Source organism: Streptomyces sp. NPDC045431, from assembly GCF_040646655.1.
Lineage (GTDB): Bacteria > Actinomycetota > Actinomycetes > Streptomycetales > Streptomycetaceae > Streptomyces.
On the sequence record NZ_JBEZAQ010000025.1, the window covers coordinates 33,924 to 48,982 of the forward strand.

The window sequence follows — 15,059 nt, forward strand, 5'->3', positions numbered from 1 at the left end:
CTCATGATCGAGCAGATGCCGAAGCCATGTCTGCCGGTTTTCTGGCCGGACGTTGCACGACAAGCTGAGGTGACCCCTGTCGTGGGGCAAAGTGCCCACACACCCGACCGCGATCGTTTAGGTGGACTGTTTCGTCAAGGGATGGGGTGAGAGGGGCTGGTGTGGCCTGTGATGCCTCCGGGTAGCCGGGCGTCGCCCCTCGGTGGCCTGGGGCAGTTCGGTGTCGCCCGCCCGGCTGCCCCAGCCGCTGCCGCGCACCACCAGCCACCGGCTCGCCGCCCGGGTACGCGCCGATTGAGCCAGCGCCCCGGACACCCGCCGTGTGGACGCTTAGTTTGGCTTGGGGCGGGAGCGCAGGTGTCGCATCTGGGCGTGGCTGAGGTCCTGAGCTTGTCGCATGTGACGGGTGATGACTTCGAGTTCGTCCTCGGTATGGCCGTCGAGCAGCGACTGCCAGGCACGGCCGAGGTCGTCCCATACCTCGGTGACGCGCGCGACGCGCTCTGCCACGGGGGCGACCAGTACCCGGCGGCGGTCCTGCTGGTCGGGGGTGCGGACCACGTAGCCCTCTCGTTCGAGACGGTCCACCAGCCGTGTGGCAGAGCCTGTGGTCAGACCCGTCATGTGGGCGATTTGCCGGACGGTGAGCGGCCCCGGCTCGGCCGTCAGCAGACTCAGACACTGCACATCCGTCGGGTGCAGCCCGAGATGGTCGGCGAGGGCCTGGTTGAACAGCACATACGCCGCCAGGTAGCGGCGGGACTCCGTCGACAGCTCCTCGTACAGCTGGGCCCGGCGCGACTCTGCCAACTGGATCACACTCCCCATTGCTGCGCGACGCAGCGATCTCGGGCTATTCTGCTGCGTGACACAGTCAATGCGTCACGCAGTTACTCTATCCCTGGGGGGCCTATGCTCGACGTCGCCGTCACCGGAGCCACCGGAGCCCAGGGAGGGGCCACCGCCCGCGCCCTGCTCGCCGCCGGCCACCACGTGCGCGCGCTCACCCGCCGTCCTGATTCGCCCGCCGCCGCCACCCTGCGCGGCCTCGGAGCCGATGTTCGCCATGCCGACTTCGACGACCGCGCGTCCCTCGACGCGGCGCTCTTCGGGGCGGACTCGCTCTTCGCGGTCACCACCCCGTTCGGCGCCGACACCTCCACCGAGACGCGGCAGGGCAAGACCCTGGTGGATGCCGCGGCGGCCGCCGGCCTCCAGCACGTCGTGTTCACCTCCGCCGCCCACGCCGACCGCCACACCGGTGTCCCGCACTACGAGAGCAAGCACCTGGTCGAGCGGCACCTGCGCGAGGCCTCGGTGCCCTGGACGGTCATCGCCCCGGCCGCGTTCATGGACAACTACGCGAGCGGCTGGACCCTGGAGGGGTTGCGCCAGGGCGCGTTCGCCTGGCCCATGCCTGCCGACCGTCCGCTCACTCTCATCCCCGCCACCGACATCGGCACGTTTGCCGCGCTGGTCCTCCAGCGCCGCGACGAGTTCGCCGGCCGCCGCATCGACATCGCCTCCGATGAGCGCACCCCCGCCGAGATGGCGCAGATCCTCGCAGGAGCCATCGGCCGCCCGATCGGTCATCAGGAGGTGCCGCTGGCCCAGGTGCGGACCCGGTCCGCCGACCTGGCCGCCATGTTCGAGTACTTCACCACCTCGGGCCTCGATGTCGACGTCGCCGGGCTGCGCCGTGACTACCCCGAAGTCGGCTGGCACAGCTTCACCGACTGGGCCGCCCACCAGGACTGGACCGCGCACCTGGCCTCCATACCCGCGCATCGGTGACCTCACCTGCCACCATCGTTTGGCCGCGGCGCTTCGAGGCATAAGACTGTCTGTCGTGCCAGAGATGAGGAGTGCGTTGGAGGCGGCCTTGGCCGAGGCGTCGTCTCCTTCGTGGACGCGACGTGCTCGTGCTGGGCGTGCCCTCGCTCCCTTCGCCGAGGTTCCCGAGGCCGCGGAAGCGCTGGTGGCGCTGCTGCTGGACGACGAGGACACGGCGGTGACTCGACACACGGCGGAGGCCCTGGCCCGAGTGGGGACGGTGGCCGCCATAAGGCTCATCGCTCTCGCGGCTGCCGAAGCTGATGACAACCAGGCCGACTGGCTGCAGACCGGGGTAGGTGACGCGCTCGTGGGACGTGGTGCCGCAGCTGCCTCGGCGTGGACGCACGACACAGGGTGCTGATCTGTATCGTCCGCCGTGGGCCGGGACCGCGAAGACATCGCTCCGCGCCTTCGGCCGGCGCTCCTCGCCATCGCTCAGTCCGCGTCCCGATAGCTCATGAACCAGTGGGTGTCGAAATAACGGGCCATCGTGAACCGGTGGTGCGGGTCGACGAGGATGCGGCAGACGAACTCGGCGGTCTGGCAGTCGAAGGGGACGTCCTCGCCGTCGAACGTCTGGACCACGACGGGCCAACGGTCGGGGTCGTCGCCGTCGGTCCTCCAGCAGTACAGTTCCTCGTGCTCCGTAGCCGCCCAGATGAGCAGGCCGTCCTCCCTGAGGTCCGTCCACGGCTCCTGGTTCAGGGCCAGCCATGCGTCGAAGGCGCCCTCTCCGAAGGTCTCGACCATGCGCTTGTAGTCGCTCGGCAGCGCGGTGCCCAGGCGCGACTCCACTTCCGCCCAGTCCACGTCCGGCCGCTGCGCGGGCTGTGTCCAGCCCGTGATCCGTATGAGCCGCCGCACCCAGTCGACGTCATCGCCCGGAGCGACCGCCACGGGTTCGGGCACCACCCTGCGGGCGACCGCCAGCACCGGCCGCTCGGTCCCCTCCGCGTCCCGCGCCGTACCCGTGCCGATCCACTGATCCCCGTACGCCCACGCCCGTATCTTCACGGCCCGGCCCTCGAAGAAGGCGAGCAGCGCCGCACCCCTGGACTCGTCGACCGTCGGATCGGTGAAGTCGTCGAGGACGAGGGTGCACGGGGTGCCGAGCATGCCGGAGAGCAGGTCGGTCAGGACCTGCGGGTCCATGCCGCTGGGCAGGTACATGAAGCCGCCCGGCGGGTCGAGCCGGGCCAGCAGGTTGTTGACGTCGGCGTGCGTGAGCTCCATGGAGGACAGTGAAGCGCACAGCACTGACAAGGCACGTGTCCCGCTGTGCGAGCAGGCCCTGGCCGCATCGTCCCGTACATGCGTACGGTTGGATCATGGCCAGACCTGACGACACCGCGCCCTTCGACCTCGACGCCTACCTGACCCACGTGGGGCTCCGGGGCGACCACAAGCCCGACGCCGACACGCTGCGGGCCCTGAACCGTGCGCACCTCTACGCCGTCCCCTTCGAGAACCTGGACCCGATCCGGGGCATCGCGCCGTCCCTCGCCCTCCCGGACCTGGTCGCCAAGCTGATCCACGGCGGACGCGGCGGCTACTGCTACGAGCACAACACCCTTTTCGCCGCCGCTCTGGAAGCCCTCGGCTTCCGCGTGACCCGGCTCGCCGCCCGCGTCCTCGTCGGCGCCGACGGCGCGATCCGGCCGCGCACGCACATGTGCCTGCTCGTTCATGTACCGGGCGAGGGCGACTTCCTCGCGGACGTCGGCTTCGGCGCGGCGGGCTCGCTCATCGAGGCGGCGCCGCTGGTCACCGACACCGAGTTCCGCGCGGGCTCGCGCCGCCACCGTCTCGTGCACGCCCCGCACGACGGACCGCTGGAGATGTGGGTGCTCCAGGCGTACGAGCCTGCCGAGGGCGGCGGCGCCGGGATGTGGGCCGATCAGTACGCGTTCACGGTCGAGCCCTTCGAGGCACCCGACTTCGAGGTCATCAACTGGCACATCGCCACCAACCCCCGTTCCCCGTTCTCCCGCACCCTCTACGTCCAGCGCGTTACCGACGACACGCACCTGTCCCTCGCGAACCGCCGCCTCGCCGAGACCCGCGCTGACGGCAGCCGCACCGAGCGCGTCGTGACCGACGAGGAGCTGTCCGGCGTCCTCGCCGACACCTTCGGCATCACGCCGCCCGACGATCTGCCGCCCGTCACCCCAAGCTGACGTGCGGTACGAAGGCGGCCCAAGCGGCGGGCGAGAGCGCGAGCTGCGGGCCCGCCGGGTCCTTGGAGTCGCGCACGTGGACGGTGGAGGCGCAGGTGGCGACCTCGACGCAGCTGTCGTTCTGCGAGCTGCTGTAGCTGCTCTTGAACCAGGCAAGTTCCGTCGTGTTAGTCATAGGGCCTCTCGCATTCGCTTCAGCAGGTTCAAGGAATCTGCGGGGGTGAGTGCCTGTGAGCGCAGTTTGGCATAGCGCTGCTGGAGCTTGCTGACGGCTCTCGGGTCCGTGATCAGGGCTCCCGACACCTGGCCCTCCACGTAGCCGAGCCATTTGTGGTCCGGTGTCTCCGCCAGTTGCATGGGACCGTCTTGGGCGGCGTGGTCGGGGAGTTGCAGCGGCACGATTTGCAGTTCGATGTTCGTTCGGGACGCGCATGCCATCAGGTGGTCGAGGAGCTCACGCGTGACCTCGACACCGCCCGCTTGGCGTTCGAGCAGGGCTTGCTCGACGATGAAGCTGAATGCGATGGGCTCCTTGCGGAGCAAGAGGGACTGGCGTGCCAGCCGCGTGGACACCCGGTTTTCTACCTCCTCAGGTGTCGGAGGCGGCGGAACGCTCAGGATCAGTGCTCGCGCGTACGCCTCGGTCTGGAGCAGACCGGGAATCACTCGACACTCGTACGTGCACACGGTCCGTGCTGTTTCCTCCAACTTGAACCAGTGGCGGAACCAGGACGCCAACCTCTCCCGCGACAGATGCTGCGCCGCACCCCGCAGCGCCCCGAACGCGTCCAGCACCTCCTCCGCCAGCTCCACGAACTCCGGCGACGGCATCCGGCGGCCCTGTTCCACCCGAGGCCACGAAGTGGACGGAGTGGTGGACCCTGGCGGCGAACTCCTCCTGTGTCAGGCCCGCCCGGATGCGAAAGGCCTTGAGTACCGCGCCGAACGCCTTGAGACTGTCGGACGACTCGGGTTCCGTGTTGTTGGCTGTCATAAGGCAACACCTCCGTCCCGTATCGTCACGGACCGTGACGCGTACTGTCCACAGCGTGAGTCCGTACGCCGTGGCAGCGTACGAGTGGTTGGGCTGGTCAACCCCCTTGCGCAGCCGCCACGGTGGGCGCATGAGCGGTCACGTGACAGAGCAAAGCCCGGTTACCGTACGTGTGTTCACTCAGCGGTTCAGCTCCACCCGGCGCGGTGCGCGTCTCGCCCGGCATCTGGCCGGGCACCGGCTGGACGTGTGGGGTGTTCCGTACGGGAGCGACGGCGCCGAGGCGGCCGCGCTCGTCGTGGGGGAGCTGGCGGCGAACGCCGTGACGCACGGGCGGGTGCCCGGGCGGGACTTCGAGGTGCGGCTCGCGCTGTCGGGGGACGGTGTCCTGCGGATCGAGGTCGGCGACACCCGGGGCGAGCGCCGACCGGTGGTGGTGGCGCCCGAGCCGTACGGGGACGGCGGGCGCGGGCTGCTCCTGGTGGCGGCACTCGCCGACGCGTGGGGCGTGGCGGACAGGGTGCCGGTGGGCAAGACCGTGTGGGCCGAGCTGAAGATGTGGGCCGGGTAGCGGCAGATCCTAGGATCGGCCCGTGACCGAAACTCCCGCGCACTGGACCGTGCGCCACTTCTCGCTGGCCAACCCCTTCGGCCCCGGCTGCGACAGCGTTCCCGCTCTCTTGCGGCGACTGGCCGACGCCATCGAGGCGTTGGGGCCCGTCGAGATCCAGGACGTCGTCATCGAGGCGGAGATGACCGAGCACGGCGCCTGGCGGTCGGGGACCGTCTACTACCACCTACCGGAGGACGCGTAGGGATCGCCGCCCCGCGTGAGCCTCCGGTCTGGCCCCGGTTTTGAAGCATTCGCTTCATAACGTGCTACGGTCCCTGCCGGGGCGAGGTGCTTGATGTCTCGCGCCGCGTTATGAAGCACTCGATCCAAAACATGGGGCCCTCCCAGGCACACATCCGACCACCAAGTCACGCCAGAAGGAGCAGACATGACACCGCTTTCCACGCCGCCCCTCACTCGTACCCGCGTCACGGCGGACCCCGACTGGTACGCGCAGGACGGCATCTCGCTCGGCATCCGCGTGGGCGGGCTGGTCTTCACCTCCGGTCAGGCGCCGGTCGACGCGACGGGAGCCACCGTCGGGCGCGGGGACTTCGAGGCGCAGGCGCGGCGGGCCCTGGCCAACGTCGCCACCGTCCTGGCCAACGGGGGCTCGGGTCTCGACCAGGCGGTGAAGGTCACCGTCTTCGTCACGGACCTCTCCCACCAGGACGTTTTCGCGGCCCTCCGTGCGGAGTACTACGTTCCGCCGTTCCCCGCGGAAAGCTTCGTCCAGGTCGCCGCGCTCGCCGACCCGGACTGGATGATCGAGATCGAGGCGGTCGGTGCCGTGGCCTGACGCGCGGACTGTGGGCGGCGCGTACCGCCCGAAGGCCGCCCGCAGTCACGTTTTGTCAACCTGTTCCAAAAAACCTAGGGTGGGGGACATGGCCAGGCCCCGACAGTTCGACGAGGACCGCGTCGTCACCGCCGCCATGGAGACCTTCTGGCGCCATGGTTACGAGGGCACGTCGACCCGCGACCTGTGCGACAGTACGGGCCTCGGGCCCTCGAGCCTCTACAACACCTTCGGCGGCAAGCGCCTCCTCTACCTGCGCGCCCTCAACCGGTACTACGAGACCAGCACCGCCGAGCAGATCGCGCTCCTCCAGCGCCCGGGCCCCGTCAAGGACCGGCTGCGCGAGATGATGATCCACGCCATCGACGCGGACCTCGACGAGACCGACCGCCGGGGCTGTTTCGCGATCAACGCGGCCATCGAGGCGGCCGGCCTCGACCAGGACATCAGGGAAGCGGTACGGCGCAGCTTCGACCGGGTCGAGGACGAGCTGTACGCGGTCCTCACCGCCGGCCGCCACACGGGCGAGATCCGTGCCACCGGTGATGTCCGCGCCCTAGCGCGCCGGATCCAGAGCACGTACTACGGACTGCGCGTGCTCGGCAGGGTCCGGGACGACAGGCAGGCCCTGCTCGCCACCGTGGACAGCACCCTCGCCGACCTGTGACACCCGAGGCCGGGTCAGGGCTTCCTCGGTATGGCCGCCACCAGCCGCCCCGCCGCCGTGAAGTGGAGGCGGTCCAGGGAGTCCGCGCCGTAGGGCCAGAGGTAAGAGCGGTGGAAGCAGAGGTCCGTGGGGATGGGGGAGTCGCGCAGGTCGGCGACGTGGGTGCCCGGCGGGAGGGTGGCGAGCGCGGCGCGGAGCGGGTCGGAGGAGTCGGACCACTCCTCGACGGGGACCGGGCGGGTCCACGGTTCGCCGGTGTTGGGCGTGAAGTACAGGAAGGCGGAGGTCATGCGACCGGCGAAGTCCGGGGCCGCGGCGGCTTCGCGGGCTGCCTTGGCGATCGTCAGCAGGAGGTGCGGCAGCGACTCGGCGAGCAGGGACAGCTCGGGCTCCTCGCCAAGGTCGCGCAGGTCGCAGGGGAGTGAGACGACGTAGCCCCACTCGCCGGTGTCCGGGTCGATGCGGATCTGGGCGAGCGCGACGCTGGAGCCGTACGTGACGTGGGCGATCGGCCAGTACGTGCCGTCGCCGCCCATCATGCGGTGCACCTCCGGGTCGACCGTGTGCTCCGGCGCGCCGGGCAGCAGGCGCAGGGTGTGCAGGCCCGGCATGCGGACGCCGCCGATCGCGCGGAGGACCGTGCGGATGTCCTCCGGGACCGGGACCGGCCAGCTGTCCATCTCCTCGTCGGTGCAGCCCGGTTCGAGGGTCACCAGGTCGGGGTGGTCGGCGGCGAGGGCGCGCAGTTCGGTGACGGCGCGGCGCGGCGCGTCGGCGGGGATCCGGTGGCGGCGCACCGGGCGGTCCAGGAAGTCGCCGCTGGGCACGCTGCGGAGCAGCAACGCCCGGCCTCCACCGATGAGTTCGTACTCGATGTCGCTGCTGCCCGTGTCGGCGGTGTCGTACTCCAGGGAGTGGTACGGCTCCCACGCCACCCGGCACGGGTAGCCGGGAACCGCGCGCAGGTCCACCAGGTCGGTGAGGGAGTCCCCGCCGTCGGCCAGGGCGGCCAGCTCCGCGTCCGGGCCCTCGGCGGCCTCGATGGAGGGGATGGCGGCGAGGGTCGCCTCGGGGGCGGATCGCTCCGCGCCCAGGGTCAGCAGCCAGGAGGTGAACGTCGGCGCCTCGATGACGATCTCCATGTCGTCGTACTCCTCGACGCGGACCATCGGCCCCCAGTCGTCTTCGCCGCCCACGCCCACGAGCAGGTCGCCGGTGCCCCACTGGCCGACGTCGAGCCCCCGGGGCTCGAAGTCGTAGCGCTCGCGGCCGTACCGGATGCCGCCCACCTCGCGCAGCACCGCGCGGACGGCCGCCGGTATCGCGATCGGCCAGGTGTCGAGTTCGGTGTCCGGGATGCCGTCGAGGAGTTCGACGCCCTCGCGTGTACGGAGGGCGTCGAGGGCTCTGCGTGCCTGGTCGAGGCTGGTGTCGCTCATGCCACCGATCATGGCAGAGCCCTCTGACAACGCCCTCTGACAACGCCCTCTGGCAGTGCCCCCCGACGCCGGGCGCGCGCCCCTCAGGCGGCAGGCCGGACCGCCAACTGCGCCGCCAGCCACGTCGGTACGCCGCCCAGCAGCCGGAACAGCCGCCGCGCCTCCTCGCGCAGCCGTGCCGCTTCCGGCTCCGGTTCGGCCTCCGCGAGGGCCGCCAGGGCCGGGGCCGTACCGACCAGGTAGCCGAGCTCCTCGCGCAGCCGCAGCGACTCGGCGAAGCCGTGCCGGGCCTCGGCCAGTTCCCCGTCGCGCAGGGCCAGCCCCGCCAGGTGCCGCCAGGTGAAGGACATCAGCAGCCGGTCGTCCTGGGCGGTGGCGCCCGCGTGGGCGCGGCGGTACGCGGCGCGGGCGGCCTGCGGCGAGTCGGCGAGGTTCTGGGCGAGCAGGCCGCGCCGGAAGTCCAGCAGCGGGCGGCCTGGCGCGGTGGGTCCGATCAGTGCGGCGGCGCGGCCCAGCGCCGCGCGGGCCTCGTCGGCCCGGTCCCGTACGCCGTGCAGCGTCGACGCGTAGGCGAGGTAGCCGCGTTCGCAGGCGGCCGCGCCGCGCTCGCCGTCGTCGTGGGCGAGCGCCTCCGCCACGCGCAGGGCGTCCTCCGCCTCGGCCCAGCCCTGTTCGGTGTACAGGCACCGCTCGATCAGCAGGGCCGCGCGCTGCAGCGCCGCCGCGGGTTGGTCCGCGCGGGGTGCGAGCAGGGCGGCCGCGTCGCTCCAGCAGCCGCGGGAACGCAGCCGCCATACCGCGGTCTGGAGGGGATCGTCGCTTGCGGTCGTTCCGGAACCAGACATGGCGGTATCCGCCACATTGCCCTCCCCGAGCGCGCCATTGAGCTGTTGAGTGCTGTGAGTGCCGTTGAGCCCGGACGAATCTCAGCACGGAACGGCACGCCCGGCCAAGAGGGTCAGGTGAATTGATTCACAATCAGTGGGCGGCCGGCCACCGTCGGCCGCGCCCGCCGCAGCCCCTCAGCGGCCCACCGGGTCGCCCCAGGCGCCGTCTCCCGGGGCCGTCAGGGCCAGGTGGCCCCCGTCGTCGAGGGGGGTCGGCAGGGTGTACGTGGCCACCGGCTCGGTTCCGTCGAAAAGGTGAACCTCGCCGTGGCCGCCGCGGGTGACGGCGGTGAACCCCGCGCCCGGTGAGGCGGCGATCGCCCGCCGCTGCACCCCGTCCCAGGGTGTGGCGCCGGGCTTCGGCGCGCCGTCCATGGGCGGCAGCGGCCGGCGGGCCACGACCCTCGGCTCGTCGCGGTCGAGCAGCACGAGCTCGTCGCCGTCCGGGTGCACACGCGCGTACGCCACGTGCCGCGCGGCGACCGCGAGCCGGAAGACCAGGCCGGGGCCGAGGGGCACGCGACCGGTGCGCTCGCCGTCGAGGGTGTGGAACCAGGCGTCGTTGGTCCACTCCGGCCAGCGGCCGGGGTCGGCGGGCCCGCCGCGCACGCAGGACCACAGCACCCGGCGTACCGGGTCGAGCCGCAGGTAGTAGCCGCGTCCCGGGCCCGCCCAGGGCAGCGGCTCCTCGGCCACCAGGCGGTCGCCGTCGCGCCGGGCGCGGTGCACCCCGGACCCGGCGGCCGCGAACAGCCGCCCGGTGAGCGGGTCGTGGGCGTCGCCGTGGCCGTCGTGGTCGGGCAGCTCCGTCTCGTACGCGGGCGTCGCGGGCGGGCACGCGGGGGCGGCGGCCAGCAGGTCGTCGTACCGGTAGGCGGCCAGCGCGCCGGGTTCCCGGTGCCGCAGGACGACGAGCGGGCCGCCGGGCTCGCCGGGCCCGTCCAGGACCGTGACGCCCGGCTCGCCCACCCGCGTGCGGACCCGGACGGACCTGCCGCCGTCGAGGTCGACCACCGTCAGCAGGTCCGACCACGGCTCCCAGCTGCGGCCCAGGCCGGTCGTGACCGCCGCGTACCGCCCCGACGGGTCGACGGCCAGGTGCTCGGCCGGGATCGCCACCGGCGTGGTCGCCGCGACGAGCGGGCGGCCCGCGTCGGGGCCGTACGGGTCGAGGACGACGAGCTCGCCCGCGAGGTCGTCGACGAACGCCCAGCGGCCACCGGGCAGGGCCAGGAACCCGGCGTGCTCGGCGAGGTGCCGGCCTTCCAGGACACCGCGGACGCGGCCGTCCGGCAGGTCCAACACGCGTATGCATCCAGCGACTTGATCGGCAACCAGCAGACGTGGGGCGAGCGGCATGGCGAGGCTCCCGAGGGGTGGTGGAACGGCGACATTGTTGATAATGATTATCATGTGGCACATCTGTGTGGTGGGGGGAGCGGCCCGGGGCGCCCTTGCCGCACGCCCGATCCCGCCCCGGGACCGAGACAGGGAACCGAGAGCCATATGTCACGCAGAATGCTGGGGATCACCGTGCGCCGCTGGGCCGCCACGGCCGTCATGGGGGCGCTGCTCGTCGGCTGCGGCTCGACCGCCGACACCGCCGGGGGCGGCGCCGAGGACGGCGCCAAGGCCGGGCCGAAGACCGAGGTGAAGGTCGAGCCCATCGCCGCCGCCCGCTCCGTCACCGACGCCAAGGGCGTCACCGTCACCACCAAGGCCCCGCCGCAGCGCGTCGTCTGCCTCGTCGCGCTCTGCGACGACATGCTCGCCGAGCTCGGCATGACGCCCGCCGCCACCAACTCCAAGCTGCTCGCCCACCCGAAGTTCCTGGGCAAGGAGAAGGCCGCGAAGATCCCGGTCGTACCGGGCGGGTTCCTCGCCCCCGAGGCCGAGGCGATCCTGTCGTACAAGCCGGACCTGGTCATCGGCCTGGAGGACACGCACGGCAAGCTCGCCCCCGCGCTCAAGGGCGCCACCGTCTTCTGGCCGGTGCAGCCGAACCGCTGGGAGGACAGCGTCGGCTACCTGCGCAACCTCGCCGCCCTCACCGGGCGTACGCAGCAGGGCGAGGCGGCCGAGAAGGCGTTCCGCGCCAAGCTGGCCAAGGCCGAGAGCGGCAAGAGCGACAAGACCGCACTGATCATCTTCGGCAGCGACGAGAACTTCGGCGTCGCCACCCCCGGCAACGACGTCGCCGGCGGGCTCTTCCCGAAGATCGCCCACTACCCGTGGAAGAGCCGCGGCGTCGACGGCACGTACAGCATGGAGGAGATCCTCGCCGCCGACGTGGACGTGATGTTCGTCGAGACGCTCTCCTTCGGCGGACCCTCCGACGGCAAGCTGTCCGACAAGCTCGCCAAGAACCCGCTCTGGTCGCGCATTCCGGCCGTCAAGAACGGTGACGTCCACGAGGTCGACTCCGAGGTGTGGGCCAAGGGGCGCGGCACCCGGTCGCTCGGCATCGTCCTCGACGAGGCCACGGCCGCGCTGAAGTGACCGCACGAGTGTCCGCACGAGTCTCCGTACGCCATGGGGCCGCGGTGGCCGTCGTGCTGCTGGCGGTCATCGGCTGCGCGCTCTGCCTCGGTACGCCGTACGTGCCCCCCGCCGCGCTCGCCGACGCGCTCGGCGGGGACGGGCTCGCCGGCGTCATCGTGACCGAACTGCGGCTGCCCCGGCTCGTGCTGGCGCTCGTCGCCGGCGCCTGCCTGGGCGCCGCCGGGCTCGTCCTGCAGGAGGCGCTGCGCAACCCGCTCGCCGTCCCCGAGATGCTCGGCGTCTCCAGCGGGGCGGCGCTCGGCGTCGCCGCCCCGCTCGTCCTCGCGCTGTCCGTGCCGCTCGCCGTGCAGCCGCTCCTCGCCCTCGCGGGCGCGGCCGTCGGCGGCGTACTGACGCTGCTCGCCGCCGGGTTCGGGCGCAGCCCGTCCGCCGTGCTGCTCACCGGCGCGGCCGTCGCCGCGGCCCTCCAGGCCGCGCTGCTGGTGCTGCTGGTGCTGGCCGACCAGCTCGACCTCCAGCTCATCTACCGCTACCTGCTCGGCAGCCTCTCCGCCCGCACCTGGGACGACGTGACGGGCCTCGCGCCCTGGCTGGTGGTGGCCGTTCCGGCGCTGGTGCTCTGCGCGCCGGTCCTCGGCGTGCTGCGGCTCGGCGACGACGACGCCCAGGCCCTGGGCGTACGGGTACGGCGCGCGCGGCTCGCCGCGCTCACCATCTCCGTGCTGCTGATCGCGCCGGTGGTCGCCGTGTGCGGGCCGGTCGCCTGGGTCGGCTTCCTCGCGCCGCACCTGGCGCGGAAGCTGCGCCCCGGCTCGGACGCGGTCGGCTGGCTGCCGTGGTCGGCGGTGTGGGGCGCGCTCGTCGTGGCCTGCGCCGACCAGCCGGCGCGGCTCGCCCTCGCGCCGATCGAGACCCCGGTCGGCGCCTGGACGGCGCTCGTCGGGGTCCCGGCCGGAGTCGCCCTGCTGAAGGCGAGGTCCCGCCGGTGACGTACGCACGACGCACCACCGCCCTGCTGCTCCTCGCCGTCGTCGTGGCGGCCGCAGGGCTGGTCGCCGGACGGGCCGTGCCGGCCTCCGGCGTCTGGGACGTCCTGAGCGGCGGCGGCGACGCCACCGCCCGGCACGTCGTCCTCCACCTGCGCCTGCCGCGCACCCTGGTGGCCCTGGCCGCGGGCGCCTCGCTCGGGCTCGCCGGCACGGTCCTCCAGTCGGCGCTGCGCAATCCGCTCGCCGGGCCGGAGGTCACCGGCGTCACGCCGGGCGCCGTGCTCGGTGCGGTCGCCGCGTCCGGGCTCGGCCTGGCCGGCTGGGAGTCCCCGGCGGCCGTGGTGACCGCCGCCTGCCTGGGCGGATTCGCCGGGGCGAGCCTGCTGTGGCTGCTGGCCGGGCGCGACAAGGGCGATCCGGCGCAGATGGCCGTGTACGGCGTGCTGGTCTCGGCGGTGCTCGCCGGGCTGACGGCCGTGATGCTGCTGGTCGCGCCCGGCGAACTCGGCAGCGTCGTCCAGTGGCTCGTCGGCTCCACCGAGGGCCGGGTGTGGGCCCACTGGAACCTGCTGTGGCCGTGGGCGACCGTGTGGGCCGTCGCGGCCTACGCCCTGGCCGCGCCCCTGACCCTGCTGCGCTGCGGCGACGAACAGGCCGCGGCGGCCGGGCTGCACACCGGCCGGGCCCGGGTCGCCGCGCTCGTGTGCGCGGTGGCGCTCACCGCCGGGGCGGTCTCGACGGTCGGCGCGCTCGGGTTCGTCGGGCTGCTCGTGCCGCACCTCGCGTTCGCGCTCTTCGGGGCCGACCTGCGCGTGGCGCTGCCCGGCGCCGCGCTGCTCGGCGCGGTGGTGGTCGGCGGGGCGGACGCGGGGGCCCAGTGGCTGTCGCAAGTGGCGGCCCGGGCCCTGGACATGGACCGGCTGAGCGTACCCGCCGGGGCGCTGACGACCTGCGTGGGCGCGGCGCTGCTGCTGATCGTGGCGCGCCGCCGCACGGCGAGTGAGGAGTGAGAACGTGAGCGTTCTGTTGGACCCGGTGGCCACGGCCACCGGCTCGGTACGCGTCGAGGGGCTCCGCTTCGGCTACCCGGGCCGCGAGGTGCTCGACGGGGTCGACCTGACCATCGCCCCGGGTGACCTGGTCGCCCTCGTCGGCCTCAACGGCTGCGGCAAGAGCACCCTGCTGCGGCTCTGCGCCGGGCTGCTCAAACCGGCCGCCGGACGGGTGCTGCTCGACGGCGACGACCTCGCCCGCCTGTCGCGCCGCGCCGCCGCCCGCCGAGTCGCCCTGCTGCACCAGCAGGCTCCCGCCGTACCGGGTATGACCGTGCGTCAGCTCGTACGTCAGGGGCGGTACGCGGCGCGCGGGCCGCTCGGCATGCTGCGGGACGGCGACGACGCCGTGTGCGCCCGCGCCATGGCGGACGTGGGCGTCACCGCGTGGGCCGACCGGCCCGTGGACGCGCTGTCGGGCGGCGAGCGCCAGCGCGTACGGCTGGCCATGGCGCTCGCCCAGGACACCCGCGTGCTGCTGCTCGACGAGCCGACCACCTACCTCGACCTGCGGCACCAGCTGGAGGTGATGCAGACCGTCGTACGGCTGCGCGAGGAGCGGGGGCTGACGGTCGTGATGGTGCTGCACGACCTCGGGCACGCGGCGCGGTTCGCGGACCGGATCGTGGCGCTGCGGGGCGGCCGGGTGGCGGCGGACGGGCCGCCGGCGGAGGTGGTGACCCCGGTGCTGCTCGCCGACGTCCTCGGCGTGGCGGGCCGGGTGGGGCGCGATCCGGAGGGCGGATGGCCGGTGTGTTACCCGGATCACCCTCTCCCGACCGCCCCACCTCTTGCGGAATGAAAATCATATTCATTAGTGTCTGTGGTGCGTCGCCGATCCGGCGGCGCGGTCACCCGGAGAAAACGGAGGCTCAACTCATGGAGCAGAACAAGGTGTTCACGCCGATCGCCGAGCAGGGTCAGCTCGCCCACCTGTCGGCGACCCACTCCAACGCCCTCGTCGAGAACCCCTTCGACGACGCTGCCGACGCCGTCGAGGCCGACGCGGCCAAGTAAGGCCGACGCAGGGCCTAGTAAGGCCGGCCAAGGCCGGCCAAGGCCAAGCCAAGTAAGGCCGAACAAGGCCGAGTAGAGCCGAGTCGG

General features: G+C 72.5%; 17 protein-coding genes and 2 pseudogenes. 12 read left to right on the forward strand and 7 right to left on the reverse strand.

Going from position 1 to position 15,059, the window contains the following annotated elements:
* Nucleotides 1-330 precede the first annotated feature (330 nt).
* Nucleotides 331-810, reverse strand: coding sequence for a MarR family transcriptional regulator (locus tag AB0A69_RS31165; RefSeq protein ID WP_361429042.1), 480 nt, complete (start codon nucleotides 808-810; stop codon nucleotides 331-333).
* 102 nt (nucleotides 811-912) lie between these two features.
* On the opposite strand from AB0A69_RS31165, the gene AB0A69_RS31170 reads away from it, so the two are divergent.
* Nucleotides 913-1,794 carry an NmrA/HSCARG family protein gene (locus AB0A69_RS31170; RefSeq protein ID WP_361428978.1) on the forward strand — a complete coding sequence of 294 codons (882 nt, stop codon included), beginning with the start codon at nucleotides 913-915 and terminating at the stop codon, nucleotides 1,792-1,794.
* Nucleotides 1,795-1,858: 64 nt separating this feature from the next.
* Complete coding sequence (locus AB0A69_RS31175; RefSeq protein ID WP_361428980.1) at nucleotides 1,859-2,197, forward strand: HEAT repeat domain-containing protein; 339 nt, start codon at nucleotides 1,859-1,861, stop codon at nucleotides 2,195-2,197.
* 74 nt (nucleotides 2,198-2,271) lie between these two features.
* On the opposite strand, the gene AB0A69_RS31180 is transcribed toward AB0A69_RS31175, so the two are convergent.
* The gene (locus AB0A69_RS31180; protein ID WP_361428982.1) at nucleotides 2,272-3,069 is read right to left on the reverse strand and encodes an SMI1/KNR4 family protein; all 798 of its coding nucleotides are present in this window, start codon (nucleotides 3,067-3,069) and stop codon (nucleotides 2,272-2,274) included.
* Nucleotides 3,070-3,164: 95 nt separating this feature from the next.
* Here AB0A69_RS31180 and AB0A69_RS31185 point away from each other — a divergent pair, with 95 nt between their 5' ends.
* A complete protein-coding gene (locus AB0A69_RS31185; RefSeq protein WP_361428984.1) occupies nucleotides 3,165-4,013 on the forward strand; it encodes an arylamine N-acetyltransferase in 849 nt (282 codons plus the stop codon).
* On the opposite strand, the gene AB0A69_RS31190 is transcribed toward AB0A69_RS31185, so the two are convergent.
* Together AB0A69_RS31190 and AB0A69_RS31195 are read right to left on the reverse strand one after the other, a co-directional pair.
* The gene (locus AB0A69_RS31190) at nucleotides 4,000-4,188 is read right to left on the reverse strand and encodes a DUF397 domain-containing protein (protein WP_361428986.1); all 189 of its coding nucleotides are present in this window, start codon (nucleotides 4,186-4,188) and stop codon (nucleotides 4,000-4,002) included. The two genes, AB0A69_RS31185 and AB0A69_RS31190, sit on opposite strands and share 14 nt — an antisense overlap.
* Nucleotides 4,185-5,007, reverse strand: a pseudogene (locus tag AB0A69_RS31195) (helix-turn-helix transcriptional regulator). The gene AB0A69_RS31190 and the pseudogene AB0A69_RS31195 overlap by 4 nt, the downstream one beginning before the upstream one ends.
* Nucleotides 5,008-5,137: 130 nt before the next feature.
* Here AB0A69_RS31195 and AB0A69_RS31200 point away from each other — a divergent pair.
* The 4 genes from AB0A69_RS31200 (at nucleotide 5,138) to AB0A69_RS31215 (ending at nucleotide 7,086) form a co-directional block, all read left to right on the forward strand.
* Nucleotides 5,138-5,578, forward strand: coding sequence for an ATP-binding protein (locus AB0A69_RS31200; RefSeq protein ID WP_361428988.1), 441 nt, complete (start codon nucleotides 5,138-5,140; stop codon nucleotides 5,576-5,578).
* 22 nt (nucleotides 5,579-5,600) lie between these two features.
* Nucleotides 5,601-5,822, forward strand: a complete 222-nt coding sequence (locus AB0A69_RS31205) for a hypothetical protein (RefSeq protein WP_361428990.1) — start codon at nucleotides 5,601-5,603, stop codon at nucleotides 5,820-5,822.
* 186 nt (nucleotides 5,823-6,008) lie between these two features.
* Entirely contained in the window at nucleotides 6,009-6,419 is a 411-nt protein-coding gene (locus tag AB0A69_RS31210; RefSeq protein ID WP_361428992.1) for a RidA family protein, read from the forward strand.
* Nucleotides 6,420-6,507: 88 nt separating this feature from the next.
* Complete coding sequence (locus AB0A69_RS31215) at nucleotides 6,508-7,086, forward strand: TetR/AcrR family transcriptional regulator (protein WP_361428994.1); 579 nt, start codon at nucleotides 6,508-6,510, stop codon at nucleotides 7,084-7,086.
* Nucleotides 7,087-7,100: 14 nt separating this feature from the next.
* Here the strand turns inward: AB0A69_RS31215 and AB0A69_RS31220 are convergent, their stop codons facing one another.
* The 3 genes from AB0A69_RS31220 to AB0A69_RS31230 all read right to left on the reverse strand — a co-directional run bounded on the left by AB0A69_RS31220 (nucleotide 7,101) and on the right by AB0A69_RS31230 (nucleotide 10,771).
* Nucleotides 7,101-8,525, reverse strand: a complete 1,425-nt coding sequence (locus tag AB0A69_RS31220) for a hypothetical protein (protein WP_361428996.1) — start codon at nucleotides 8,523-8,525, stop codon at nucleotides 7,101-7,103.
* 83 nt (nucleotides 8,526-8,608) lie between these two features.
* Nucleotides 8,609-9,370, reverse strand: coding sequence for a hypothetical protein (locus tag AB0A69_RS31225; protein WP_361428998.1), 762 nt, complete (start codon nucleotides 9,368-9,370; stop codon nucleotides 8,609-8,611).
* Nucleotides 9,371-9,547: 177 nt separating this feature from the next.
* Nucleotides 9,548-10,771: a hypothetical protein gene (locus AB0A69_RS31230; RefSeq protein WP_361429000.1), complete on the reverse strand. Its 1,224-nt coding sequence runs from the start codon at nucleotides 10,769-10,771 to the stop codon at nucleotides 9,548-9,550.
* A gap of 147 nt (nucleotides 10,772-10,918) precedes the next feature.
* Here AB0A69_RS31230 and AB0A69_RS31235 point away from each other — a divergent pair, with 147 nt between their 5' ends.
* The 5 genes and pseudogenes from AB0A69_RS31235 (at nucleotide 10,919) to amiA (ending at nucleotide 14,972) form a co-directional block, all read left to right on the forward strand.
* A complete protein-coding gene (locus AB0A69_RS31235) occupies nucleotides 10,919-11,911 on the forward strand; it encodes an ABC transporter substrate-binding protein (RefSeq protein ID WP_361429002.1) in 993 nt (330 codons plus the stop codon).
* Between the two features lie 53 nt (nucleotides 11,912-11,964).
* Nucleotides 11,965-12,903, forward strand: coding sequence for an iron ABC transporter permease (locus AB0A69_RS31240; protein WP_361429044.1), 939 nt, complete (start codon nucleotides 11,965-11,967; stop codon nucleotides 12,901-12,903).
* Entirely contained in the window at nucleotides 12,900-13,913 is a 1,014-nt protein-coding gene (locus AB0A69_RS31245) for an iron ABC transporter permease (RefSeq protein WP_361429004.1), read from the forward strand. The genes AB0A69_RS31240 and AB0A69_RS31245 overlap by 4 nt, the downstream gene beginning before the upstream one ends.
* Nucleotides 13,914-13,938: 25 nt before the next feature.
* Nucleotides 13,939-14,773, forward strand: a pseudogene (locus AB0A69_RS31250) (ABC transporter ATP-binding protein).
* Nucleotides 14,774-14,834: 61 nt separating this feature from the next.
* Nucleotides 14,835-14,972 carry a streptamidine family RiPP gene (gene amiA, locus AB0A69_RS31255; protein WP_361429006.1) on the forward strand — a complete coding sequence of 46 codons (138 nt, stop codon included), beginning with the start codon at nucleotides 14,835-14,837 and terminating at the stop codon, nucleotides 14,970-14,972.
* The last annotated feature ends 87 nt before the right edge of the window (nucleotides 14,973-15,059 follow it).